This is a genomic window from Thioclava kandeliae, assembly GCF_040297545.1.
In the GTDB taxonomy this organism is placed as follows: Bacteria; Pseudomonadota; Alphaproteobacteria; order Rhodobacterales; family Rhodobacteraceae; genus Thioclava; species Thioclava kandeliae.
Genome location: NZ_JAYWLC010000018.1, coordinates 60,110 through 81,831 on the forward strand (window position 1 = coordinate 60,110; position 21,722 = coordinate 81,831).

The 21,722-nt window shown below is 57.3% G+C and carries 22 protein-coding genes, 2 tRNA genes and 1 pseudogene; 6 read left to right on the forward strand and 19 right to left on the reverse strand.

The window, feature by feature from the left end; genetic code table 11:
- Positions 1-21: 21 nt before the first annotated feature.
- Both VSX56_RS16795 and VSX56_RS16800 read left to right on the forward strand, forming a co-directional pair.
- A complete protein-coding gene (locus VSX56_RS16795; RefSeq protein ID WP_350938743.1) occupies positions 22-945 on the forward strand; it encodes a LysR substrate-binding domain-containing protein in 924 nt (307 codons plus the stop codon).
- Positions 946-1,283: 338 nt separating this feature from the next.
- Complete coding sequence (locus VSX56_RS16800) at positions 1,284-2,573, forward strand: MFS transporter (RefSeq protein ID WP_350938745.1); 1,290 nt, start codon at positions 1,284-1,286, stop codon at positions 2,571-2,573.
- Between the two features lie 267 nt (positions 2,574-2,840).
- Here the strand turns inward: VSX56_RS16800 and VSX56_RS16805 are convergent, their stop codons facing one another.
- Together VSX56_RS16805 and VSX56_RS16810 are read right to left on the reverse strand one after the other, a co-directional pair.
- On the reverse strand, positions 2,841-4,703 hold the full coding sequence (locus VSX56_RS16805) for an ATP-binding protein (RefSeq protein WP_350938747.1): 1,863 nt from the start codon (positions 4,701-4,703) through the stop codon (positions 2,841-2,843).
- Positions 4,696-5,736: an SIR2 family protein gene (locus VSX56_RS16810; RefSeq protein ID WP_350938749.1), complete on the reverse strand. Its 1,041-nt coding sequence runs from the start codon at positions 5,734-5,736 to the stop codon at positions 4,696-4,698. Before VSX56_RS16810 ends, VSX56_RS16805 begins: the two co-directional genes overlap by 8 nt.
- A gap of 400 nt (positions 5,737-6,136) precedes the next feature.
- Here VSX56_RS16810 and VSX56_RS16815 point away from each other — a divergent pair, with 400 nt between their 5' ends.
- Both VSX56_RS16815 and VSX56_RS16820 read left to right on the forward strand, forming a co-directional pair.
- Complete coding sequence (locus VSX56_RS16815; protein ID WP_350938751.1) at positions 6,137-6,445, forward strand: hypothetical protein; 309 nt, start codon at positions 6,137-6,139, stop codon at positions 6,443-6,445.
- Positions 6,438-7,472: pseudogene (locus VSX56_RS16820) on the forward strand (recombinase family protein); the annotation flags it as partial. The gene VSX56_RS16815 and the pseudogene VSX56_RS16820, both read left to right, overlap by 8 nt.
- A gap of 493 nt (positions 7,473-7,965) precedes the next feature.
- On the opposite strand, the gene VSX56_RS16825 reads toward VSX56_RS16820, so the two are convergent.
- The 17 genes from VSX56_RS16825 to VSX56_RS16905 form a co-directional block, all read right to left on the reverse strand.
- Positions 7,966-8,041 (reverse strand) — tRNA-Phe (locus VSX56_RS16825).
- A 160-nt stretch (positions 8,042-8,201) separates the two neighbouring features.
- Positions 8,202-8,381 carry a DNA gyrase inhibitor YacG gene (locus VSX56_RS16830; RefSeq protein WP_339113333.1) on the reverse strand — a complete coding sequence of 60 codons (180 nt, stop codon included), beginning with the start codon at positions 8,379-8,381 and terminating at the stop codon, positions 8,202-8,204.
- Positions 8,378-9,421: a ribonuclease E/G gene (locus tag VSX56_RS16835; RefSeq protein WP_350938754.1), complete on the reverse strand. Its 1,044-nt coding sequence runs from the start codon at positions 9,419-9,421 to the stop codon at positions 8,378-8,380. Before VSX56_RS16835 ends, VSX56_RS16830 begins: the two co-directional genes overlap by 4 nt.
- Complete coding sequence (locus VSX56_RS16840) at positions 9,418-9,993, reverse strand: Maf family protein (RefSeq protein WP_350938756.1); 576 nt, start codon at positions 9,991-9,993, stop codon at positions 9,418-9,420. Before VSX56_RS16840 ends, VSX56_RS16835 begins: the two co-directional genes overlap by 4 nt.
- A gap of 4 nt (positions 9,994-9,997) precedes the next feature.
- Positions 9,998-10,216: a translation initiation factor IF-1 gene (gene infA / locus VSX56_RS16845; RefSeq protein WP_036636451.1), complete on the reverse strand. Its 219-nt coding sequence runs from the start codon at positions 10,214-10,216 to the stop codon at positions 9,998-10,000.
- A gap of 86 nt (positions 10,217-10,302) precedes the next feature.
- The gene (locus VSX56_RS16850; RefSeq protein WP_339114423.1) at positions 10,303-11,208 is read right to left on the reverse strand and encodes a carbon-nitrogen hydrolase family protein; all 906 of its coding nucleotides are present in this window, start codon (positions 11,206-11,208) and stop codon (positions 10,303-10,305) included.
- Between the two features lie 5 nt (positions 11,209-11,213).
- Positions 11,214-11,795, reverse strand: a complete 582-nt coding sequence (locus VSX56_RS16855) for a GNAT family N-acetyltransferase (RefSeq protein WP_350938759.1) — start codon at positions 11,793-11,795, stop codon at positions 11,214-11,216.
- Complete coding sequence (locus VSX56_RS16860) at positions 11,795-12,202, reverse strand: ketosteroid isomerase-related protein (protein WP_350938761.1); 408 nt, start codon at positions 12,200-12,202, stop codon at positions 11,795-11,797. The genes VSX56_RS16855 and VSX56_RS16860 overlap by 1 nt, the downstream gene beginning before the upstream one ends.
- 22 nt (positions 12,203-12,224) lie before the next feature.
- Entirely contained in the window at positions 12,225-12,683 is a 459-nt protein-coding gene (locus VSX56_RS16865; protein ID WP_350938763.1) for an arsenate-mycothiol transferase ArsC, read from the reverse strand.
- Complete coding sequence (locus tag VSX56_RS16870; protein WP_339113339.1) at positions 12,683-13,162, reverse strand: UPF0262 family protein; 480 nt, start codon at positions 13,160-13,162, stop codon at positions 12,683-12,685. Before VSX56_RS16870 ends, VSX56_RS16865 begins: the two co-directional genes overlap by 1 nt.
- A gap of 124 nt (positions 13,163-13,286) precedes the next feature.
- Entirely contained in the window at positions 13,287-14,588 is a 1,302-nt protein-coding gene (hisD, locus tag VSX56_RS16875; RefSeq protein WP_350938765.1) for a histidinol dehydrogenase, read from the reverse strand.
- A 55-nt stretch (positions 14,589-14,643) separates the two neighbouring features.
- On the reverse strand, positions 14,644-15,891 hold the full coding sequence (gene arsJ, locus VSX56_RS16880) for an organoarsenical effux MFS transporter ArsJ (protein ID WP_350938767.1): 1,248 nt from the start codon (positions 15,889-15,891) through the stop codon (positions 14,644-14,646).
- Positions 15,888-16,886, reverse strand: coding sequence for an ArsJ-associated glyceraldehyde-3-phosphate dehydrogenase (locus tag VSX56_RS16885; protein ID WP_350938769.1), 999 nt, complete (start codon positions 16,884-16,886; stop codon positions 15,888-15,890). The genes arsJ and VSX56_RS16885 overlap by 4 nt, the downstream gene beginning before the upstream one ends.
- Before the next feature lies 1 nt (position 16,887).
- On the reverse strand, positions 16,888-17,706 hold the full coding sequence (locus tag VSX56_RS16890) for an arsenate reductase/protein-tyrosine-phosphatase family protein (protein WP_350938771.1): 819 nt from the start codon (positions 17,704-17,706) through the stop codon (positions 16,888-16,890).
- 125 nt (positions 17,707-17,831) lie between these two features.
- Complete coding sequence (locus VSX56_RS16895) at positions 17,832-18,308, reverse strand: DUF2948 family protein (protein ID WP_350938773.1); 477 nt, start codon at positions 18,306-18,308, stop codon at positions 17,832-17,834.
- Between the two features lie 63 nt (positions 18,309-18,371).
- Complete coding sequence (murA, locus tag VSX56_RS16900; protein ID WP_350938775.1) at positions 18,372-19,640, reverse strand: UDP-N-acetylglucosamine 1-carboxyvinyltransferase; 1,269 nt, start codon at positions 19,638-19,640, stop codon at positions 18,372-18,374.
- Positions 19,640-19,849: a hypothetical protein gene (locus VSX56_RS16905; protein ID WP_339113346.1), complete on the reverse strand. Its 210-nt coding sequence runs from the start codon at positions 19,847-19,849 to the stop codon at positions 19,640-19,642. Before VSX56_RS16905 ends, murA begins: the two co-directional genes overlap by 1 nt.
- Before the next feature lie 137 nt (positions 19,850-19,986).
- On the opposite strand from VSX56_RS16905, the gene VSX56_RS16910 reads away from it, so the two are divergent.
- Both VSX56_RS16910 and VSX56_RS16915 read left to right on the forward strand, forming a co-directional pair.
- Positions 19,987-20,061, forward strand: a tRNA-Thr gene (locus VSX56_RS16910).
- A gap of 303 nt (positions 20,062-20,364) precedes the next feature.
- On the forward strand, positions 20,365-21,693 hold the full coding sequence (locus tag VSX56_RS16915) for a tyrosine-type recombinase/integrase (protein WP_350938777.1): 1,329 nt from the start codon (positions 20,365-20,367) through the stop codon (positions 21,691-21,693).
- Positions 21,694-21,722 lie beyond the last annotated feature (29 nt).

A 21,722-nucleotide genomic window follows, 5' to 3' on the forward strand; every position in this document is an offset into this window, starting at 1 on the left:
ATTTGGCACAGTCCTTTGCGCATGACATTGCGCGAACTCCAGTATCTGGTCGAACTTGCCCGCCTGCGGAACTTCCGCCGCGCGGCAGAGGTCTGTAATGTCAGCCAGCCGACGCTCTCGACCCAGTTGCGCAAGCTGGAGGAAAGTCTGGGCGTGCAATTGGTCGAGCGGAGCAAACAGCAGGTTCTTCTGACCCCCGTCGGCGAGGAAATCGTGGCGCGCGCGCAGAAGATGCTGGATGAGGCGCGCGACATCCGCGCCATTGCCGAGCGCAACCGTGCCCCCGATACCGGCCGCCTGCGTCTGGGTGCCTTCCCCACGCTTGGTCCCTATATCCTTCCGGCCCTCCTGCCCGAGATCGCGCGCGGCTTCCCGAACCTGCAATTGCAGCTTTTCGAGGAGAAGAGCGAGACCCTGCTGGGCCTTTTGCGCAGCGGTGATCTGGATGCGGCGCTTCTGGCGCTGCCGATCGAGGATCCGACCCTGCAGACCACCCCCCTCTTCGAGGAACCGTTTCTTCTGGCCGTGCCGCGGGGTCATCGTCTGGCCAGCAGCGGACCACTACATCTGGCCGATCTGGGCGCCGAAGAGATGATGCTTCTCGAGGACGGGCATTGCCTGCGCGATCAGGCGGTGAGCATCTGCAACCGCTGGGGCCTCGACGAGATCGAGGGCTTCCGCGCCACCAGCCTCGAGACATTGCGGCAGATGGTGGCCGCGGGCATGGGAATTACCCTGCTGCCACAGCTGGCAACCGAGGGCCCGATGGCCCAAAGCACCAGCATGAGCCTGATCCCTCTGGCTGACACGCCGACCCCCGGACGGCAGATCGGCATGGTCTGGCGGCGCAGCTCCTACATGGTCCCACTTCTGCGTCAGATCGCCAGAATCACTGCGCAAACGGCCAAGGCACGGCTCGGGGCAAACCGCTCGACCGCCGCCTGAACGCCCAACGGTTCATCATATTACTTCGTAGAAACGAACTATTTTCCTCTCGGCCCAAAGTAGATCTGGCCAGAAACATCGGGCACTATTCCAATAAATAAGCATGCATATAGCATCTATGCGTAATATTCCCGCAAAAATAGTGATCTATGCAAAAACTGACAGACATAATGTCGCAGATGGGTGTTATTTACTATTATGCACACATCAGGTCGACTATGGTCGCTTTAATGTCGCTTATGATCATTTTGCAGGGAGAAGCAAAGCTGCTGGAGGGCTGATCTAGGCACATAAGGGAGATAAACAGTAACAAAATCCGGTTTTGACCGGCAAGCATAGTGACCTCGACACCAGATATATCAAACTCCCCCGCCAATCCTTCCTCTTCTCATTCCAAGACTGAACGCTTAGGTTTCTTCGATAAAATCGGCCTGCCCAGCACCCTAAAATGGGGCTTCCTCGGGCTACTGGTATTCATGATCGGCGATGGCGTCGAACTCGGATATCTGGCCCCGTATCTTGAAGGCAAGGGCCTCGGCCAAGGCCAGGTCGCACTCCTCTTCACCGTCTACGGGATCACCGTTGCCATTTCCTCGTGGCTCTCGGGCCCGATGAGCCAGGTCTATGGCCCCCGCAAGGTCATGTGGGCGGGCCTCGCGATCTGGGGGGTGCTGGAAGTGGCCTTCCTGACCCTCGGTATCTCTACCCTCAACTATCCGCTGATGCTGGTGACCTATGCGCTGCGTGGTTTCGGCTATCCGCTCTTCGCCTATGGTTTCCTTGTGTGGATCGCCGCTGCCACCCCCGCCAAGCGCCTTGGCATGGCCGCCAGCTGGTTCTGGTTTGCCTATGCCGCAGGTCTGCCGACGCTTGGCTCGCTGACAGCCTCCATCGCGATCCCTGCGATCGGAACGATGGGGACACTCTGGCTTTCGCTGGTTCTGGTGGTCGTGGGCGGCGCGCTATCGCTGATGGCCATGGCCAAGACCAAAGGCGGCGAACCGCTGACCAAAACCGCCGAAAGCCCCTTTGCCGCGATGGGTCGCTCGATCTCGATCATGTGGCGTGAGCCGATCTCGACAGTCGGCGGGCTGGTGCGCACGGTAAATACCTCGTCGCAATACGCCTTCTTCATCGTCCTGCCGGGCTTCTTCATGACCACCATCGGCTTCTCGCTCGAGGAATGGCTACGCCTCCTGACGATCATGTTCCTCGGCAATCTGGTCGGCAATCTGGCCTCGGGCTATATCGGCAAGAAGATCGGGCTGCGCAACACCATCGCCCTGATGGGCGCCATCGGCACCTCGTTGGGTATTCTCGCGGTCTTCTATGTGCCGCAAATGGCACCGGGCAATTTCGCCATCGCCTCGCTGGTTGCCATCTTCTACGGGATCATGCTCGGCGGCTATGTTCCTCTCTCGGCTCTGATGCCGATGGTGCTGCCGCATGACAAGGCGGGTGCGCTGGCGGTTGTCAGTCTCGGTGCCGGTGCTGCCACATGGGTCGGTCCCATCGTGGTCGCGGCCATGCGCCCGCTCTTCGGTCTGGAAGGTGTGATGTGGGCCTTCGTGGTGCTCTATCTGCTCAGCGGCGCGATGATCATGCTGGTGCGCGAACCCAAGGTCTGACGCCTTAACCTCTGCAGAAGGGCCCGTATCGCCACGCGCGATGCGGGCCTTTTTCATGGCGCGGATCACCCTGCGGGCGACAGCCGGAACGGCATGAAAAAACCGCCAAGCCGGAGCGGCAGAGCGGATAGGTCTATCATCCGATAGACAAGGCAACCATTTTCAGGGGGAGTAAAATGGTGCACCTAAAGGGACAAACTTCGAACTCGCTTTTCGCCGTTTTGCGCACTTGGGAAGCATATCTAAGGGCGTGAACTTCACGTCGACTTAAAAATCTAGGTTGAAAAGATCGTCGTCTTCAAAGGGCACAACATCTGATAACTTTCGAGTTGTGCTCTTTGGTTGCTCCCAATCCTGCAGCGCTTTCATAGCCAGCTTCATAGGCATCTGACCAGCCATCCCACTAAAGATGCACGTTCCGGTCGGTAGAGTTGGGATGGATTCCTCCGTAATCTTATCAATGTATGAGACGGCTGTCGCGATGGATTGCAAGTCTCGGCTATTTATCAAGCGGTGAATGAAATAGTTATGCGCCTGTGAGGTGATCGTTTGAGAAATGTCGCTAGGGCGTTGGCTCGATATAGTAACGAAAACGCCGAATTTACGCCCTTCCTTAATTATCTCTTCGAATGTTTCCAGCCGGTAATCTTTCCACGCTTCAGACTCTCGTGAAGATTCATAGGACAAGATATTGTGTGCTTCATCTATCACGAGGCTAAGAGCCGACGGTGTGTCTGCTCTGTCCTTTTGTTCCTGATAAACTCGCTTTGCAATTAGAAGGGGTAGCGTTTTCTTCATTTCAATATTCACATCGTGTAGGTTTAAAACAACGACGTTTTGAGAAAAAATGTCGCCTACATTGCGAGGATCAAAAACCTTTCTAATGTCAGCTTGTTTACTTTTAAGCTTATTAATAACTGGAGCGATGTGCTCGTTCTGTGCCCGATTGCTAAGGACATCCCAAATAAGTTGAACGTAGCAGATTGAAATGAAGTCATGAATGATGTCTTCAGAAAACTGGAAGTCCCCGGTTCTCCGATATATCTCGGTATTCAGGATGGAAGCCGGTGAAGTCTGGGGGTAGGTTCCATTGGCAGTCACGAACTGCGCCGACACGTTGTGCCACTCTAGATCGTGATCAATCGGCAAGACTAAGCCTGCATTGACATTTTCAGGAAGAACCTGACGCAGATAGTCGATAAGTAGAAAAGCTCGCTCTTTATCGGTCATCTTCAAAATTTGCGTAATTTGCTGTCGCAAAATATTTTGAAAATGACCTAGACTATCCTCTCCGCCCCAAATTCGATTAGCCAACTCAAGTGAGCGCCGTATGAATGGACGCTGAGTTTTTTCGGTAGCATCGGACAGGATTGCGATTGTCTCGAAATCAAAAAAACCAGCCGTCGAGAGCGGGATTTTATCTCCCTGATCGTGCCTAGTGGAAAGATTATAAACTCGCTTTTCCGAAGTTAAACAGTCCGGACGTGAATACTCTCCGTTGAAGTCTAAAAATAAAACGCGGACATTTCTGTTAAAGGCTGTAGCGTTTCTTTGGCGCATGGCAGCTATATAACTCTTATAAAGAAGAGCCACAGTATTTGACTTTCCGCTTCCTGTATTACCGAAAACGGCGATGTGACTATTCATCAAACCATCTACGGGAAGGCTAATTTCAAACCCCTCATAATCAGATATCGCGACGCTCATAGCGATGGCGTCTTTGGTTACGAGACTATGGATTTGGTGAACTCTCTCACTGGTAAGTAAGAACGCTTCATTGCCCACTAAGGGTAGCTCTTTCGTGCCTCCGAAAAACTTGCCAGAGCGGTCAACGTAACCCACTAATGATATCGAAAGAGACCTCTTCGCGCTCGGCACTTTGCTAGCTGCGGAGTCTTGGGCAAAATCAGGCCGAGCAAATTCTCCGTCCACTTTGCCAATAAGACTGAAAAAACCTTTCCGGATATCAATGTAGCTCCCTACCGCGACATTGCGAATGAGATCACCATCGAAAAATAGCTCTGACAGATTCTTGTCCTTATCAACTGTAACGGAGATTTTTCGACCGGTTACCTCGGTAACCTCACCTACCCTGAGAATAGCTTCTTTCTGTAAGCGCGGATCAATCATAAATGGTCTCCGTGTTTCGCCCAATCAAATCAAAGATGCTATTTAGCTCTGTAAACCCAAGGTGACTTCCGACCTCAGGTTTAATAATCAAGACATTTCTGTGGGCAGAGAACTTCGCTTCGAAATCAATAGACCCGCCAGCGCTGTAGGCAAAAATTACGATCTTAGCGGTAGGATTTCGTAATCCGCGCTTAGTGATGTCTAGAATATGTTCATCCGCAAAAGAGAATCCAAACACAAAGAGAAGCGCATTTTCTACTTCCAATGCGTTTGAATAAAGACGGAGGAGATCAAAATAGACTCGGTCTAATAGCGTCGATTCAAACTTCCTCATGTTAGGTAAGATCACAGCTCGATTAGAAAGAGCCTGACGAACTCGGTTAGCGTTTAGCCGTTCGATCGGCGTTAAAGGAACTGTTTCCGGCGTTCCGAATACAACCTTTCGGTCTGTTTGACGTTTCCATGAAATTGATCCGTGCATCTTAATGAGATTAATCGTCGGCACCTCGGACTGGTGTTGATAAACCGTTCCGGACCTGTAAAGTCGGTCAAAATACAGCTCTGGTTCAAACTCAAATTCGGAACTACCAACGCGACGATTGAAGCCATCATTTAGAAGCAATGTAGGCAGAGAAGATGCAGCTGTTTCGAAAAATTCATCGTAGTTCGTGGTGAACATGTTTGCTTGTCGGGGAAGAAGAATATTCTTCCTCTCAAACAGAATACGATCAATCGACTTCAACAAACCTGCATAATTATTGCGTGTAGTCTCGACAGGAGTGGATAGAGGCGCATGACTTAAGGCTGCGTGCTGACGCTCCAGCTCCTCAATAAACTCCAGCGCTTTAATGTTCGCTCCGTCGTTATCGGAACGGGCAAGAAGCGTATCAATCTCGCGTTCGACTGTGCCTGCGAGCTGAATAGCTGGCATGGAAGCGCCAGATCCAAATAAAAAATTTATATGCGCGGATTGTATGTGCCGCTCTAAAAGTTTGGCCAGAATTTCCGGATCGCTGAATTCAATTACTTCCATTTTTTGCCGTATCATTTCCGGGCGATTGGTGGCCCAAGAGATTTCTTATCACAAAAGCCCGCTCGATATGTCCCTCACGCGATAGTGGCATATCCGAGATATTCAAATCATGTGGGCGATTCGTGTCACGTAGGATGACATTTGTAACGACTTACAAATGCAGGTTGCAGATTTTTTCCATACACGCATGTGCGAAAAGTCAAACCGTCATCGCACGGCTTCAAACAGGCGGGCTTCTAGAGCAGGCAAATGTGCGAAATTGAGTTTCGCCAGTTTCCAATTAGGCGGGACCAAAATGTCATTTACTCTTACCTTTCCAAACAGGGGATTCATGGTCTAACCATCTGTTATAGCTACTTTTTATGTGGCTTTTAATTTTTGAAAAATGGAGAGTTCGAACATGGACCGCGAATTGAACTATTGTGAAGTTATCAATTTCTCTGAAGCCAAACACAAGCATAACCTCAAGCACCCGCGTCTCGAAATTGATCTGGAACGCTACCGAAAATACCTCGATGCCTGCGATATGTCTGACGATCAAAAGGCAGACTTCGTGAATGCTCTTTGGACAGTCATCGTCGCTTTCGTTGGGTTTGGATACAAAGTGCAAAGAAAACCTGAGGGAGGTGCGCAGATTATCGAATTTCCTAGTATTGATGCAACTTCTCCTAACAGTTCGAAACAACTGGGGGAGAAAGCAAATGCTTAATTTGAGCCAACAAAAGCGGACAAAATGTGTAATCTACTGCCGCGTGTCTTCCATTAAACAAACAATGGACGGGGCAGGATTGTCTAGCCAAGAGCGTAGCTGTCGAGACTATGCGCAGCAGTGTGGATTGTTTGTGGAAGACGTTTTTAAAGACGTCATATCTGGAGCAAGCTCAAACCGCCCGGGAATGAATTTACTCCTAGATTTTTTAAATACTGTCGATGCCCGTGACTACATGGTGATAGTCGATGATGTGTCTCGATTTGCTCGGGATGTAGGTGCGCATACTGAACTTCGAAATAAGATCATGACCGCTGGCGCCGCCATTGACAGTCCCAAAACCAAATTTGGTGTAGATGCCGAAAGCCGTTTTCTGGAGATGCTATGGGCATTGTTAGCTTCGAGAGATCGTGAAAAAAATGCGGAACTCTCTAAAACCCGCACCATTGCAAGGCTTAAGAACGGTTACTGGACGTTTTCAGCCCCAGTCGGATATCAATACGTTAGAGCGCCAGGAGGAGGGAAAAAGCTAATTTTAAAAGAGCCTGAAGCCTCCATCATTCGGGAAGCTTTGGAAGGCTTCGCTTCTGGACGGCTTCAAAGCCAAGCTGAAGTGAAACGCTTTCTGGATGGAAAGCCCGAGTTCCCTCGCGCTCGCGGCTCAAAGGAAGTCAAGTTCGATAAGGTCACCGCGTTACTAAAGCGATTGGTCTATGCTGGATACTTGGAAAAGACGGAATGGGGCATCCCACTGACCAAGGCTCAGCATGAACCGCTGATATCCTATGAATCCTACCTAATTATTCAGGATAGGTTAAACGGAAAAAAAGTTGCGCCCGCTCGTAAGGATATCGACCGTGATTTCGTGTTGCGCGGTTTCCTTGTGTGTAGCGAATGCGGGTCCAGCTTGACGTCTTGCTGGTCGAAGAGCTGCACGGGAAAACTCTATCCTTACTATCTGTGCTACCAGAAGGCATGTAGCCAACGAGGGAAATCCATAGGTCGAGACAAGCTAGAAGCCGAGTTCGAACAAGTTCTGCAGAAACTTACCCCTACAGCAGAAACCTTCGAACTCGCGGAAGTTATGTTTCGAGATGCTTGGCAACGCTACAGTTTAAACTCAAAAGAGGAGGCTACGCGCTACAAAACTCGCATAAGACAAATCGATGTTGAGGTAAGCTCCTTAATCGACCGGGCTACTCGAACAGTGCATGACGAAACCGCGCGCGCTTACGAGACAAGAATTGCAGAGCTGCGGTCAGAAACAGTTATGCTGAAAGAAAAAATCGCTGAACAAGTCCCACCGGTTGATAACTTCGAGAAAACGTTCGAACTATCTATGGGTTTTCTGTCAAGCCCTTGGAAAATATGGAGCAAATCAACCTTTGACGTTAAGAGGCGGCTATTGCGGCTTGCCTTTTCTAGCCCGATTGAAGTGTCTCGAAATGAAGGCCTTCGAACTGCTAAAACCACCTTACCGTTCAAGGCGTTAGACTTTCTGTCCACATCGAAAAATAAAATGGTGCCCGGAGGCGGATTTGAACCACCGACACGCGGATTTTCAATCCGCTGCTCTACCAACTGAGCTATCCGGGCACTTTCAGCTTCGAGCGGTGCTCTCTGCTTCGGTAGGGCGGTGTTTAGAGAAGCTCGGCAGCGGTGTCCAGAGGGAATTTGAAGTTTTTTCAACTTTCCTTCCGGCACCCTGATTTTTCCCGAATTTCCCTATCTTTTCAGACCCGTGAGGGCCTCTGGATCAATGAGGTTTCTGGTCTGGTGCCCAATCTTCGGGGGCACGTTCCTCTTCCTCGGCGATGTCGCCCGGAATCACATAAGAGCCGTTGAGCCATTTCGCCAAATCAACGTCGGCGCAGCGTTTGGAGCAGAAAGGCCGGAATTTCGGATCGGTTTCCTTACCGCAAACGGGACAGCTCATGCTGCCCCCTTTCCGACCAGCGCCTCCAGCGAGACGCGGTCGCGCTTGCGTTGCAGCTCGTAATTTCCAAGCGGCGTCCAGCCCGCAAGCGAGGCCTCCGCCTCGCCCTTGAACGCGGTCTTCATCTGCTGCTCGAGCGGCTGGCGATCGCGTTTGGGCATGGGCGCGAAATCGACAACGATCTGCCCGCCAAGCCCACGCAGACGCAATTGACGCGGCAGCTCGCGGGCGGCGGCGATATTGGCCTTCAGGCTGGCCGCAGGCGACGTATCATTGCCGGTATTCACATCCACCGCGATCAGCGCACGCGTTGGCTCGATCATCATATGGGCACCGTTAGGCAGGTCCACACGGGCGCGCATGAGCGCATCCAGCTGGTCCAGCACACCATGCTCCTCGAAATCGCCCTCGATCACTTCATCGGGCGCGGGCTCTGCCCAATCGCGCCACGCCTCCTCATGCGGATCCGGCACATCGACCAGCAGTTCGGGCTCGCCCGAGAGGTCATTCATGACCGCCTCGGCGAGCTCGCGCATGGCATTGATATCCTCGGCCAGCTCGCCATCCTCAGCCAGCGGCGCGGCAGAACGCAGGATCAGCCCCATATCGGAGCCATCCATCACCACATCGGCGAGAGATTTCAGCCCCTCGCGCACATCTTCCTCACGGATACGCCGCGAGATATTGATGCCGGGCGCACCGGGCGTCACGATGCAGTAGCGCGATTTGAACAGCACCCGCAGCGAGACCGGAACGGCCTTGCCTGCCTCGGTGCCGCCGGTGACCATGCAGATCACATTCTGGCCGGGCGCGAGGCCTTTGACCTCGCGCAGGAAGCCGCGCTGACCGTCGGGCAGATCGAGGAAGACCCCGCCCTGCCCCTTCATCTGGCGGCCCACCTTGGCGCGCAGGATCGCACCGGGGGCAAGCGGCTGCACATCGGAGGCGTCGATCAGCAGATCCTCGAGCTGTCCGTCCACCATGAGAGCGGCAGCTTCCAGTTCCTTGTAACTGCCCAGAATGATAGTACGACCCTTCATACGGCCTCCTTGGCGGTCACGCCCGCCGATGTCAGTAGGGTTGCGGTCTCGGCCAGGGGCAGGCCGACGACGCCAGTGTAGGACCCCTGGATCCACGGGACAAACGCCCCGCCCAGACCCTGAATGGCATAACCGCCCGCCTTGCCCTGCCACTCACCCGAGGCGAGATAGGCGTTCACATCCTCATTGGACAGCGGGCGGAATTTCACCACCGTATCGACCAGCCGCTCGCGGATACCGAAGGCACCGCGCACGACAACAGCCGTCAGCACATGGTGACGGCGGCCTGACAGCATAAAGAGGAATTCGGCAGCCTCGGCAGCATCTTCGGGTTTACCCAGAATGCGGCGGCCACAGGTGACGGTGGTATCGGCACAGAGAATAACCTCGTCCGCCGCAAGATCCAGCGCCATGGCTTTCTCGCGGGCCATCCGCGCGACATAGTCACGGGGACGCTCTGCCTTACGGGGGGTCTCGTCGATATCGGGTGCCCGCACGGCGTCGGGCACCAGACCTAGCTGGTCCAGTAGCTCGCGTCGCCTCGGGCTCGCGGAGCCTAGGATCAGTTTCATAGGCTTACTTGAAGCGGTAGTTGATGCGACCCTTCGAAAGGTCGTAAGTGTTCATTTCGACTTGAACTTTGTCGCCGGCGAGAACGCGGATGCGGTTCTTGCGCATCTTCCCTGCCATATGTGCGATGATTTCATGGCCGTTTTCTAGCTCGACCCGAAACGTCGCATTTGGCAGGAGTTCCTTCACGACGCCGGGGAATTCGAGCATTTCTTCCTTGGCCATGGTCACTCCATAATTGCGTAAAGGCGCAGAAACGCGCCATCGTGGCGCTTAAATGCGCCTGCTTGCCTTAAAATTCAAGCGTTATGTCAGCCCTGCGGGACAGATTCGCGCACAATCGCAACCGTTTGAGCCTGATCCAGGCTCTCGGGCCAATGCTGGAAGAGCAAAACCCCGCCATCATGGCGCGATTGCCGCACCTGCTCCAGATCGACCTGCGCATAGACCCAGCCCGGAGAATCAAGCGCGCCCTCGGCAATCACCCCCGTTTCGGGCCAGCCGGTATCGGGCGGACCGAAGACACCAGCCGCCCCGCGGTTCTCGTCAATCGCGGGGCACCAGTCAGCGGGGCCCACGGTGGGCGATTGCACGGTGACGCACTGGTTTTCCAGCGCCCGCCCCTGCGCCCCGATCCGGACCCGCGAATAGCCTGCGAGCGTATCGGTGCAGGACGGGACGAGGATCATCTCGGCGCCCTTCTCGCATAGCGCACGCGCCAGAAGCGGGAATTCGCTATCATAGCAGATGGTGATGCCGATCCGCCCCAGAGCGGTATCGAACACCTGCAACCCCTCGCCGGCGCCGATATGCCAGTCCTCCCGCTCGAACCGCGTCATTACGGCCTTGTCCTGATGGCCGATCAGTCCGTTGGGGCCAACCAGTGTAGCGCGGTTGGTGCGGATATCGGCGCCATTATGCGTCTCGATCACCGGCCCCGAGGGCGCGAGGATATGCACACGGTGACGGAAGGCCAGATCGACAAACAGCGTCTCCATCTCGGGACGGTAGCGCGCCACGACCTGAAGCGCCGCCTCCAGATCGCGCGCGGCCTCGGCCCCGCCCAAGGAGGCCAGCTCCATCGCGCCATATTCGGGAAAGACCAGAAGCTGGGCCCCCTCGGCCACGGCCTCCTCGACCCAGCGGGTCAGCTTGTCCTCATAGGCATCCCAGCTGTCATGCCAATCGAGCGGATAGGCCGCCGTAGCGATTTGGATCTTGCTCATAGGGCACACCCCCAGAATTGTAATTGTTTTACCGTTTCAGCAGTCTCGCCCAGATCCGTCCAGCGGAAATCGGCGATCACACCCGGCATCGGCCGATAGCCGCGTTTATGCCAGAACCCGTCGAGCGGGCGGTAGCCTGCGGGCTTCAAAGGATGGTTACCCTGGCGGATCACCGAACAGAAGGCGCTATATGCGCGCCCAAGTTTGCGCGCATGGGCTTCGCGCGCGTCGAAAAAGGCATGCCCCAGACCCTGCCCGCGATACTCCGGCAACAGGACCGATTCCGCGCAGTAAAAGACATCCTCCAGCGCCAGTCCCGTTGCCGCAAAAGGTACCGCGAAATCCTCGGCATGGTCTTCCAGCGGCGTGCCGGTGGCCGCCCCGACAAGGCGCGTGCCATCAAAGGCCCCCACAACGACTGCATCCCCGGAAAGGCGATAGCTCTCCAGATAGCGCCGCTCATAGTCCAGCGAGCCGTCATAGATATAGGGCCAGTCACGGAATACGCGGATGCGCAGCGCCGCCACATCGTCAAGGGCGGCATCGAGCGCCGCCCCCGTCAATACGCTCACCTCCATCAGGAGACCTGCTTGATCCAGTCGGAGAGGTTATAATAGGTGGTCACCCGCGCGATCTTGCCATCCTTGAGGTCGAAGAACGTGCCGGCGGGCAGACGGTAGCTCTGGCCCCGCGCCTCGGGCAGGCCCTCGTCGGTTTTCAGATAGGTGCCGTTCACGACAAACTCCGCCGCCGCCCGCGTGCCCGCGTCATTGGCCATGACACAGATATCGGTCAGCGTTTCGCGGTAGCAACGCGTCATATGGGCATTGAACTCGCGGAAGGCCTTGGCTCCACGGCGGATATTGCCCTCGTTGACGTGATGCTCGAAATCATCCGCCAGCAGGGCCTCCATTCCGTCGGTATCACCGGCGTTGAAGGCATCGTAATAGGTTTTCAGGGTCTCAATAGCCTCGAGGCGTGACATGGGTTCTTCCTGTTGGATAGTGTTATACTAGGTCCAGCGGCGGCCCGAAGCGGGCAATCATCCGCTCGCGGATCTGGTCGCGGGTCTGGCGATAGGCGGCCAACTTGGCCTCGCGCCCCTCACCAATGCCAGTGGGGTCCATCACCGGCCAGTATTCGATATCAAGATGGTAGAAGCGCGTCAGTTCCAGCGCCTGCCGCTGGCTGGCCGGAGATAGCGCGACAATAAGATCGAATGTCGAGATATCATCGCCCCATTCCTGCATGTCCTCGAAGCTGCGCACACGGTGACGCTCCAGATCGACACCCAGTTCATGCATCACCGTGATCGTGAAACCGTCGATATCCAGTTCGGATTTCACACCCGCCGACTGCACATAGACATCGGGACCGTAGAAACGCTTCATCATCCCTTCGGCCATCGGGGACCGCGTGGCGTTATAATCGCAACAGAAGAGCACCGACTGCGGCAGATCCGTCATTATTTCACCGGCGACAGGACGCAGACGAGAGTGAAAAGCCGCCTTGCGGTCGCTAGATCCAGCTCGGCCTTGCCCTCCAGACGTTCCTCGAGAATGCGCGCGCCCTCGTTATGGATCCCGCGCCGCGCCATATCGATGGCCTCGATCTGGCTGGGCGGCATGTTTTTCACTGCCTCGAAATAGCTCTCGCAGATCTGGAAGTAATCTTTGATCACCTGCCGGAACGGACCGAAGGACAGGTGAAACTCGGCCAGCGGCTCGTCGGCGTCGTTGCGGGTGTCAAACACCAACCGCCCGTCACGCACCGCCAGAAACAGATGGAACGGCCCCTCATATCCGGGCGCCTCGCCCTTGCCCGGCAAGGTGAAGTGATTATCCTCGAGAAGATCGAAAATCGCGACGCGACGTTCCTGTTCGATCTCCGCGCTCGGGGCGGGCAGACCGGAATCATCGACTTCAAGCTTTGCGATATGGGCCATGGCACTCTTCTCCCTCGGGCCGACAAGGCGTCGTCGGAGAAGGCTAGACGGTGTCTCGTCCCTGCGCAACCGCGTCCCGCGACAGAGGCGGGCGCGATTGCGACCTATGGTTATTTATTGGCCGTTACCTGTTAAGGGCATCCAGACGCGCGCGGACAGAAAGCCCATGCGCTTCAAGGCTTTCCGATTTGGCGAGCGTCTCCGCCCCCGGACCGATCCGGCGCAGCGCTTCGGGGGTCATCATCGACAGCGTCGTGCGCTTGACGAAATCGAAGACCGACAGCCCCGAAGAGAAACGCGCCGAGCGCGCAGTGGGCAGAACATGGTTCGGCCCGCCGATATAATCGCCAATCGCCTCGGGCGTCCAAGCCCCCATGAAAATCGCCCCCGCATGGGTGATCTCCTGCGCCAGAGCCTCGGGGTCGTCTACGCACAGTTCGAGATGTTCGGGCGCTACGCGGTTCGACAGCTCTGCCGCTTCGGCCAGATCGCGGGTGATGACCACCGCGCCGAAATCCCGCCAGCTCGCCCCTGCGATCTCGCGGCGCTCCAGCGTCTCGAGGCGTTTTTCCACCGCCGCAACGACCCTGTTGGCAAAGCCCTCATCGGGGGTGATCAGGATCGATTGTGCCGAGGCGTCATGTTCAGCCTGCGACAGCAGATCGAGCGCGATCCAGTCGGGGTCATTCTGGCCATCGGCAATCACGAGGATTTCCGAGGGACCGGCGATCATATCGATCCCCACCTTGCCGAACACACGACGCTTGGCGGCGGCCACAAAGGCATTGCCAGGGCCTGTGATCTTATCCACGGGGTGGATGGTATCCGTGCCATAGGCCAAGGCCGCAACCGCTTGCGCGCCGCCGATACGGTAGATCTCGTCCACGCCCGCAATCTGGCAGGCCAGCAAAACCAGCGGGTTCACCTTACCATCGGGCGTGGGGCAGACCACCACCAGACGCCCGACACCCGCCACTTTGGCAGGGATCGCATTCATCAGCACCGAGGACGGATAGCTGGCCAGCCCGCCCGGCACATAGAGACCCGCCGCCGAGACCGGTGTGAAACGCCAGCCGAGCTTCGCGCCGCTTTCCTCTTCCCACATCGCATTGGGCGGCATCTGGCGGGCGTGATAGACGCGAATGCGTTCGGCGGCCAGTTCCAGCGCCTCGCGCTCGACATCCGGCACACGGGCGATTTCGGCCTCGATCTCGGCTTCGGAAAACCGCATGCTGTCGGGCGTCAGCTCGAGCCGGTCGAATTTCGCGGTCAGCTCCAGCACCGCCGCATCGCCCCGCGCGCGCACATCGGCGATGATCTGGCCCACCGCCGCATCCACATCGGGGCTATCCTCGCGTTTCATGCCCATCAGTGCGGTGAAACGGGTCTCGAAATCGGCAGCGGTCGTGGTCAGGAAATGCGGCATCGGAGTCTCCATAAGTCAGATCGGGGATAGTCCAGCCGCCGCCTGTGGGCAAGCACTACTGCGCAGACAAACGCCCCGCCATGACCGCCGAGAGGCCCACCATCACCGTTGCCACCCCCAGCATCAGGGCCAGCCCACCCAGCTGGTAACTCAGCCCCGAGGCCAACGTTCCCAGAAGCCGCCCGCCCGCATTGGCCATATAGTAGAACCCCACATCCATCGTGACGCGCTCGGATTTGGTGAAGGCGAGGATCAGATAGGAATGCAGCGAGGAATTCACCGCAAAGACCGCGCCAAAGACCAGCAGCCCGATGACCAGCGCCACGGTCAGCCCCTGCCCGCCCAAGCCCAGCGCGGCAATGGTCAGCCCCGCAGGTATCACACAAAGCCCCCAGGCCCAAAGTTTCGCATCCGCCACCAGCGCCTCTTGCGCGCGGGTCTTGGCCCGCAGGATCTTTGGCGCAAGTCCCTGCACCAGCCCGTAGAGGATGACCCAGCCCGCCATGAAGCCACCGATCAGAAAGAAGGCCGCGCGGTCGCCCGCCTCGGTACCATCCGAGAACACGGCGGTAAAATAGATCGGGATGCCCACCACAAACCATACATCGCGCGCGCCAAACAGGAACACCCGTGCCGCCGAGAGCCGGTTCACATTGGCCGATTTCGAGAACACTTCCGAGAATTTCGTACCCTTTCGCCCTTGCGGCAGCCCTTTGGGCATGGCGATCGCGATGGCCACCAAAATCACCGCCAGCACCAGCGCCATGGCAACGATCGACCCCGTAAAGCCCAGCAGCGCCAGAAGCCCCGCCCCGAGGAGGAAGCCCACACCTTTCACCGCGTTCTTGGACCCTGTCAGCACAGCCACCCAGGCAAAGAGCCCGCCTTGCGCCGAAGGTGCCAACAGCTTGACCGCGGATTTGGACGACATCTTCGCCAGATCCTTGGCCACGCCCGAAGCGCCCTGCACCGCCATCACATAGATCACCGAGGCCGTGACACCCCAATCGGGATCAAGCCCCGTCAGCGCCAGAAGCGCCACCACCTGCAGTCCGAGCCCCGCATAAAGCGTAGAGGCCAGCCCGAAACGTGCCGCGATCCAGCCCGCGCAAAGATTGGTGACCATCCCCGCCACCTCGTAAAGGAGGAACAGATAGGCCAGCTGCACCGGCGAGAACCCGAGGCCGTGGAAATGCAGCAGCACCAGCATCCGCAAGGCCCCGTCGCTCAGCATGAAGGCCCAATAGGCCGCCGTCACCGCGATATAGGCGGAAAGCCCTTCCCTCATGCGCGAAGCAGTCATAGCGACTGCCCGACCATCAGCGCCACGTCCACCAGCCGGTGCGCATAGCCATATTCATTGTCATACCACGCATAGATCTTCACCTGCGTGCCATTGACCACCATGGTCGAGGGCGCATCAATGATCGAGGAGCGCTTGTCATTGACGTAATCGGCCGAGACCAAGGGCCGCGTCTCGTAGCCCAGTATCCCCTTCAGCTCGCCTTGCGAGGCCGCTTCGAGGAGGGCATTCACCTCGTCCACGCTGGTCTCTCGCTCGACCTCGAAGACGCAATCGGTCAGCGACCCGTTGAGCAAAGGCACCCTGACCGCATGGCCGTTCAAACGCCCCTTCAACTCGGGATAGATCAGCGTGATAGCCGTGGCCGAACCCGTGGTGGTGGGGATCAGCGAATTGAGCGCCGAGCGCGCGCGCCGCAGGTCCTTGGCGGGGCGGTCCACGATGGTCTGGGTATTGGTCACGTTATGCAACGTGGTGATCGCGCCATGCCTGATCCCCAGCCCCTCATGGATCACCTTCACCACGGGTGCGAGGCAATTGGTCGTGCAACTGGCTGCCGTCACGATATGATGGCGCGCGGGATCGTAGCTGTCGTTATTCACACCATAGACGATATTGGCGGTCGGCCCATCCTTGACCGGCGCGGAGACAACCACCTTTTTCACGCCAGCGGCGAAATAGGGTGCCAGATCGGCGTCCGTCTTGAACTTGCCGGTGCAGTCGATGACCACATCCACACCATCCAACGGCAGATCCGCGAGTGATTTTGTCCCGATAAAGGGCAGCCTGACACCATCGATGGTCACCGATGTCCCGTCATGGCGGAAACTGGCATTCCACCGCCCGTGCACCGTGTCGAATTCCAGCAGATGCGCCTGCATCTCGGGGCTGCCCACCGCATCATTGATCCATGCGATCTCGGCCCCTGCGGCCAGAAGCGGCTGCAAGGCGAGTTTTCCCATCCGGCCAAGGCCGTTCAGCGCGTAAGTGACCATTTCAGTTCTCTCCATAACGGGCGATATCATCGACGGCGGACTGAAGCGCCCTGCGATCGAGTGTCTCGAAGGGAAGCGCTGCGAAGGCTTCGATACGGTTGCGCAGCGCACCATAGGCCGCGCGGAAGGCCAGTGCCGCTTCAGCGGGGGTGCGGGCGCGGGCCGCCTCGATAACCGGATCGGGCACCCCCCAATGGCCGCTGACCGGATGACCGGGCAAGGCGGGACATTCCTCGTTGGCGGCCCTGTCACAGACAGTAAAGACGAAATCGAAGGGCGGCTCCGAGGCGAGCGACCCGAAATCCTTGGAATAGAGGCCGCTCGTGCCATGCTGCTGGCCCTCCAGAAGCGCAAGCGCCTGCGGGTTGGGGCAGGAGGCCGGATGCGTGCCTGCGGAATGGACCTCGAACCTGTCACCGCCCAGCGCGCGTAACAATGCCTCGGCCATCAGCGAGCGCGCTGAATTCCCGGTGCAGACAAACAGCACGCGGAACCTGCGGTGAGTGGTGGAGGCAGGGGCCGGCAGACAGTCCGACACCCTGCCCCGACAGCAGTCATCGAGCAGAAACCCGAAGGTCTCCCGCACCGCCCCCATCTCGATACTATAGAGAAGCGACGTTCCGAGGCGCTCTTTGCCCAACAGCCCCACCTGCATGAGAGCGGCCAGATAGGCTGAGAGCGTACTGGGCTTCAGCCCCAATATCTGAGCGATCTCGCCTGCAGGTAGCCGGTCGGGATAGCGCCGCATCAAGAGCCGGAACAGCGCAAGGCGCTGCGGGTGACCAAGTACGGCGAGGGTTTCTGCAACTTCTTTTTCCATATTTCGCGGATATACGAAATATGGGGATTCGCCTTATGAAATTTTCATGACACAAAAAACGCCCTGCCGGAGCAGAGCGTCACAAAAGCCGGAGCGACGCGCCGGAATGACCTTTGCAGAGGGAATTACTCGCGATGCGAGGGCACCTTGCCCGAGACCGCCCGATAGGGTTTGGTCACATCACGCAGATCGACGGCCAGGGCTTCGACCGAAAGCGCGATCGCCCCATCCCCCGCCAGCGTCAGCACCAGCTCGCCCGCACCATCGGCGGCAGGCGTCCAGACGAGATCGAGGATCGACAGGACCATATCCTTTTCCGACCGGTCCACCCCCTGCGAGCGCACCGACAGAACCTCCGACACCACCAGAAGCGATTGCACGCGCTCATAGGGACGGCCCTCGGCCTCGGCGGCCTCGCGATCTTCCCAGCGGAAGCGGTTGACCAGAAGCGCCAGCTTGCGGCGGGCACGGTCGAAACGGATTTCGGTCACCGGCAGCACACAATCCTGCACCAGCGCCGAGATCACCGGCAGATCCTCGGCCGTCTCGGCCCGCAGGCTCAGCGCCTGCTCTGCCCCATCCTCGAATCTTGCATCTGCCATGATCGCCTCCGTAACACTGTGCTGGCGGTAAGGTAGACGGGCGCCACCGCCCGTCCAGAGGAGTTATTCGGACACGCGCTCGATATCGGCGCCCACGGCCTTCAGCTTGCGCACCAAACGCTCGTAACCGCGATCAAGGTGATAGACGCGGTTCACCACTGTCTCGCCCTCGGCAGCCAGACCCGCGAGAATCAGCGAGACCGAGGCGCGCAGATCGGTCGCCATCACCGGCGCCCCCTTCAGCTTTTTCACACCATGCACGGTGGCATGACCGCCATGGACCTCGATATTGGCGCCCATCCGCACCAGTTCGGGCGCATGCATGAAGCGGTTCTCGAAGATTTTCTCCTCCAGCACCGAAGTGCCCTCGGCGGTGCACAGAAGCGCCATCATCTGTGCCTGAAGGTCGGTCGGGAAGCCCGGATAGGGCTCGGTGACCACATCCACCGCATTGACGATATCGCCACGACGTTTGACCTTGAGGCCGTCCTTGGTCTCCTCGACATGGATACCCGCCGCATCGAGCTTCTCGCAGAAGGACTCGACCAGTGCGATCTTGCCGCCCAGCAGCTCGACCTCGCCACCGCAGATCGCGGGGGCCAGCATATAGGTGCCCAGCTCGATCCGGTCGGTGACCACGGGATGGGTCGCGCCATGCAGACGGTCCACGCCCTGGATCTCGATGGTCGAGGTGCCATCACCCGAGATCTGCGCGCCCATCGCCCGCAAACAATCGGCCAGATCGACAATCTCCGGCTCGCGGGCCGCGTTCTTCAGCACCGAGGTGCCTTTGGCCAGCGACGCCGCCATCAGGAAGTTCTCGGTCGCGCCCACGGAGGCAAAGCGCATCTCGTGCACCGCGCCCTTCAGGCGGCCACCGGCAACCTTGGCATGCAGATAGCCCTCTTTCAGCTCGATCTCCGCCCCGAGCGCCGTCAGCGCATCGATATGGATATCCATCGGGCGCGCGCCGATCGCACAGCCACCCGGCAGCGACACAACCGCATGGCCCAGACGCGCCAGAAGCGGGCCGAGCACGAGGTTCGAGGCCCGCATCTTGCGCACGATGTCGTAATCCGCCACCGGATTGATCACGCCATGGCACGCCGAGGCCAGAACCTTGCCGTCCTGGAGCTGGGTCACTTCCGCCCCGAGGCTGGCCAGAAGATCGGTCATGGTGCGGATGTCGGACAGGCGCGGCGCGTTGGTCAGCGTCAGCGGCTCCTCCGACAGGAGTGTCGCGGGCATCAGGGCCAGACAGGCGTTCTTGGCGCCCGCGATTGGGATCTGCCCCGAAAGCGGCCCCTTGCCGCGCACGATAATGCGGTCCATCAGCTGTCCTTCTCGTTCTGCTCGTCCAGTGGCGGCGCGTCGTGAGACCCTGCACCATCTGTCTGTGTTTCTATAGGGTCGGCCTTGCGACCGCGTGCCTGCGCCTTACGGCGTTGAAGATTCGCGCGCAAGGCCGCGCGCAGGCGATCTTCGCGTGCCGATCTGTGGTCTTTCGACCCATTCTGGGGGTTCTTCGGATCATGTGCCATGGGCCTTCTGTAGCGTCAGGAAAAAAATCTGTCGAGATATGTCATTTTTTCTCTTGCGCCCTGCGGCGAGCTCCTCTAAATCCCCGCTCACGGTCGAAGGGCGGCACTGAAAAGCACCGCACCGGACGACAAAAGATGCTGCCGTAGCTCAGGGGTAGAGCACTCCCTTGGTAAGGGAGAGGTCGAGAGTTCAAATCTCTCCGGCAGCACCACACTAACCCTCTGACAACAAAAAAGATCCTTTTATTTGCTGGGCGAAGTGCCATTTCTGGTGTCAGATTTAGTGTCAGAATGGGGTGTCAGATGGCCGCGAAACGGCGCCATTGGAAAGAGAAAGACGGTCGCTATTGGGCCCGCGTCTCAATTCCGGAAAAGCTTAGACCTTTTTTTTTGGCGGCAAATCCGAACTCACTGAGGCCCTCGGGGGCGACCTGCGCGAAGCTGACCGTAAGCACCCTGCAGCCGTCGGACGTATTCAGGAGCAAATCTCGCAAGCCAGTGAAGCCTGCCAAACCATGCGTCCACCAGCTCCCTCTATTGAGGTTCCCCCTATTGAATTGCGAGACTTAACCAAAGAATGCGAACAGCGACTAATCGGGGAATTCTACCAAGGACTACTCCACGCTGACATTGTTGAGCGCGACAATCTTCCTTCACCTGAGAAAATTGAGTATGAGCTTGAAAGATTTCCCAATCGCGCAGGCGAGGTCGACCCTGATGGCATCAAACGCTGGGTCACCTATTTCAATGATGAGATCGACTATAATTTAGTTGCTTTTGCCAGACTACGTTATGAAAACCGACGCAAAGCCAGATACAAAGCACTTAAAAAACATTTCCGAGAAGGTGAAACTAAGCTTGTAGATGAGACTTTGGAAAACCTTGTGGCCAAAGAACACCTCAACCTTAGAAGGGGAAGCACTGAGTGGCGCAATCTTGCTATGAAGCTGATGAGCGCTGACATTGAGGCTTTGGAGCAAACTTTCGAGCGAGACGAAGGCAAGTTCTATGACACCACGCGAATTGCTACTATTCAATCTACAGAAAGCCTCCCTCATGTCGAGCCAGAGAGGCCGCTCGCCCGCCCCGCATCGATAAAACTAATGGATCTATTTTACGACTTCGTCGCCTCCAGGCAGCTCGTTGGCGCGCTGAAAGACGGTGGCCGTGATTGGCGTCCGTGCGTCCAACACCTCATCGACTTCGTCGAGCACGATGACGCCCGAAAGGTCTCAAAGGCCGATCTCCTAAAATGGCGTGATGGCCTTTTTCAGGACGGAAAATCTGCAAAGACGGTTTCTGGAAAATACCTCGCAGCAATTCGTGCCCTCTTCAAATGGGCCAAAGTGAACGATATCCTCGAGCACAACCCCTTAGAAGAAGTTCGCCAAGAAACCAGAGCCAGGCCAAAAACGCGCGAACGGGGTTTCAGAGATGCAGAGGCTACGAAAATTCTTCAGGCCAGCTTAAACTACGTCCCCAAACATCAAGCGAACCCTGCTAATCGAGAAAGCGCTCATATGACGGCAGCGAAGCGCTGGGTGCCTCTGCTATGTGCTTTCACAGGCGCACGGGTCGCCGAGATTACTCAGCTGCGTAAAGAGGATGTGCGCTGGGAAGGCGAACACCTTGTTATCCGCATTACCCCGGAAGCCGGTTCTGTGAAAAATCGGCCAATATCGCGATGTGCCGATCCACGAACAAGTAATAGAGCTCGGCCTTACGGACTTCCTCGCCGGACAGACCGAAGGCCCACTCTTCCACAACGCGTCTGGCACCAAGGATTATCTGAAAAATGCCAGGGCTACGGCAACGCGATTGGGCAAATGGCTGCAGTCTCTTGAAATCGTCCCTGTGGGAATCCCACCTAGCC

What these genes read in the sequence shown, in the direction of transcription:
- VSX56_RS16795 (WP_350938743.1), top strand. Translation starts at nt 22, where the DNA reads ATGACATTGCGCGAACTCCAGTATCTGGTCGAACTTGCCCGCCTGCGG.
- VSX56_RS16805 (WP_350938747.1), bottom strand. Translation starts at nt 4,703, where the DNA reads ATGATTGATCCGCGCTTACAGAAAGAAGCTATTCTCAGGGTAGGTGAG.
- VSX56_RS16810 (WP_350938749.1), bottom strand. Translation starts at nt 5,736, where the DNA reads ATGGAAGTAATTGAATTCAGCGATCCGGAAATTCTGGCCAAACTTTTA.
- VSX56_RS16815 (WP_350938751.1), top strand. Translation starts at nt 6,137, where the DNA reads ATGGACCGCGAATTGAACTATTGTGAAGTTATCAATTTCTCTGAAGCC.
- VSX56_RS16830 (WP_339113333.1), bottom strand. Translation starts at nt 8,381, where the DNA reads ATGAGCTGTCCCGTTTGCGGTAAGGAAACCGATCCGAAATTCCGGCCT.
- VSX56_RS16835 (WP_350938754.1), bottom strand. Translation starts at nt 9,421, where the DNA reads ATGAAGGGTCGTACTATCATTCTGGGCAGTTACAAGGAACTGGAAGCT.
- VSX56_RS16840 (WP_350938756.1), bottom strand. Translation starts at nt 9,993, where the DNA reads ATGAAACTGATCCTAGGCTCCGCGAGCCCGAGGCGACGCGAGCTACTG.
- infA (WP_036636451.1), bottom strand. Translation starts at nt 10,216, where the DNA reads ATGGCCAAGGAAGAAATGCTCGAATTCCCCGGCGTCGTGAAGGAACTC.
- VSX56_RS16855 (WP_350938759.1), bottom strand. Translation starts at nt 11,795, where the DNA reads ATGGAGGTGAGCGTATTGACGGGGGCGGCGCTCGATGCCGCCCTTGAC.
- VSX56_RS16860 (WP_350938761.1), bottom strand. Translation starts at nt 12,202, where the DNA reads ATGTCACGCCTCGAGGCTATTGAGACCCTGAAAACCTATTACGATGCC.
- VSX56_RS16865 (WP_350938763.1), bottom strand. Translation starts at nt 12,683, where the DNA reads ATGACGGATCTGCCGCAGTCGGTGCTCTTCTGTTGCGATTATAACGCC.
- VSX56_RS16870 (WP_339113339.1), bottom strand. Translation starts at nt 13,162, where the DNA reads ATGGCCCATATCGCAAAGCTTGAAGTCGATGATTCCGGTCTGCCCGCC.
- hisD (WP_350938765.1), bottom strand. Translation starts at nt 14,588, where the DNA reads ATGCCGCATTTCCTGACCACGACCGCTGCCGATTTCGAGACCCGTTTC.
- arsJ (WP_350938767.1), bottom strand. Translation starts at nt 15,891, where the DNA reads ATGACTGCTTCGCGCATGAGGGAAGGGCTTTCCGCCTATATCGCGGTG.
- VSX56_RS16885 (WP_350938769.1), bottom strand. Translation starts at nt 16,886, where the DNA reads ATGGTCACTTACGCGCTGAACGGCCTTGGCCGGATGGGAAAACTCGCC.
- VSX56_RS16890 (WP_350938771.1), bottom strand. Translation starts at nt 17,706, where the DNA reads ATGGAAAAAGAAGTTGCAGAAACCCTCGCCGTACTTGGTCACCCGCAG.
- VSX56_RS16895 (WP_350938773.1), bottom strand. Translation starts at nt 18,308, where the DNA reads ATGGCAGATGCAAGATTCGAGGATGGGGCAGAGCAGGCGCTGAGCCTG.
- murA (WP_350938775.1), bottom strand. Translation starts at nt 19,640, where the DNA reads ATGGACCGCATTATCGTGCGCGGCAAGGGGCCGCTTTCGGGGCAGATC.
- VSX56_RS16905 (WP_339113346.1), bottom strand. Translation starts at nt 19,849, where the DNA reads ATGGCACATGATCCGAAGAACCCCCAGAATGGGTCGAAAGACCACAGA.
- VSX56_RS16915 (WP_350938777.1), top strand. Translation starts at nt 20,365, where the DNA reads ATGCGTCCACCAGCTCCCTCTATTGAGGTTCCCCCTATTGAATTGCGA.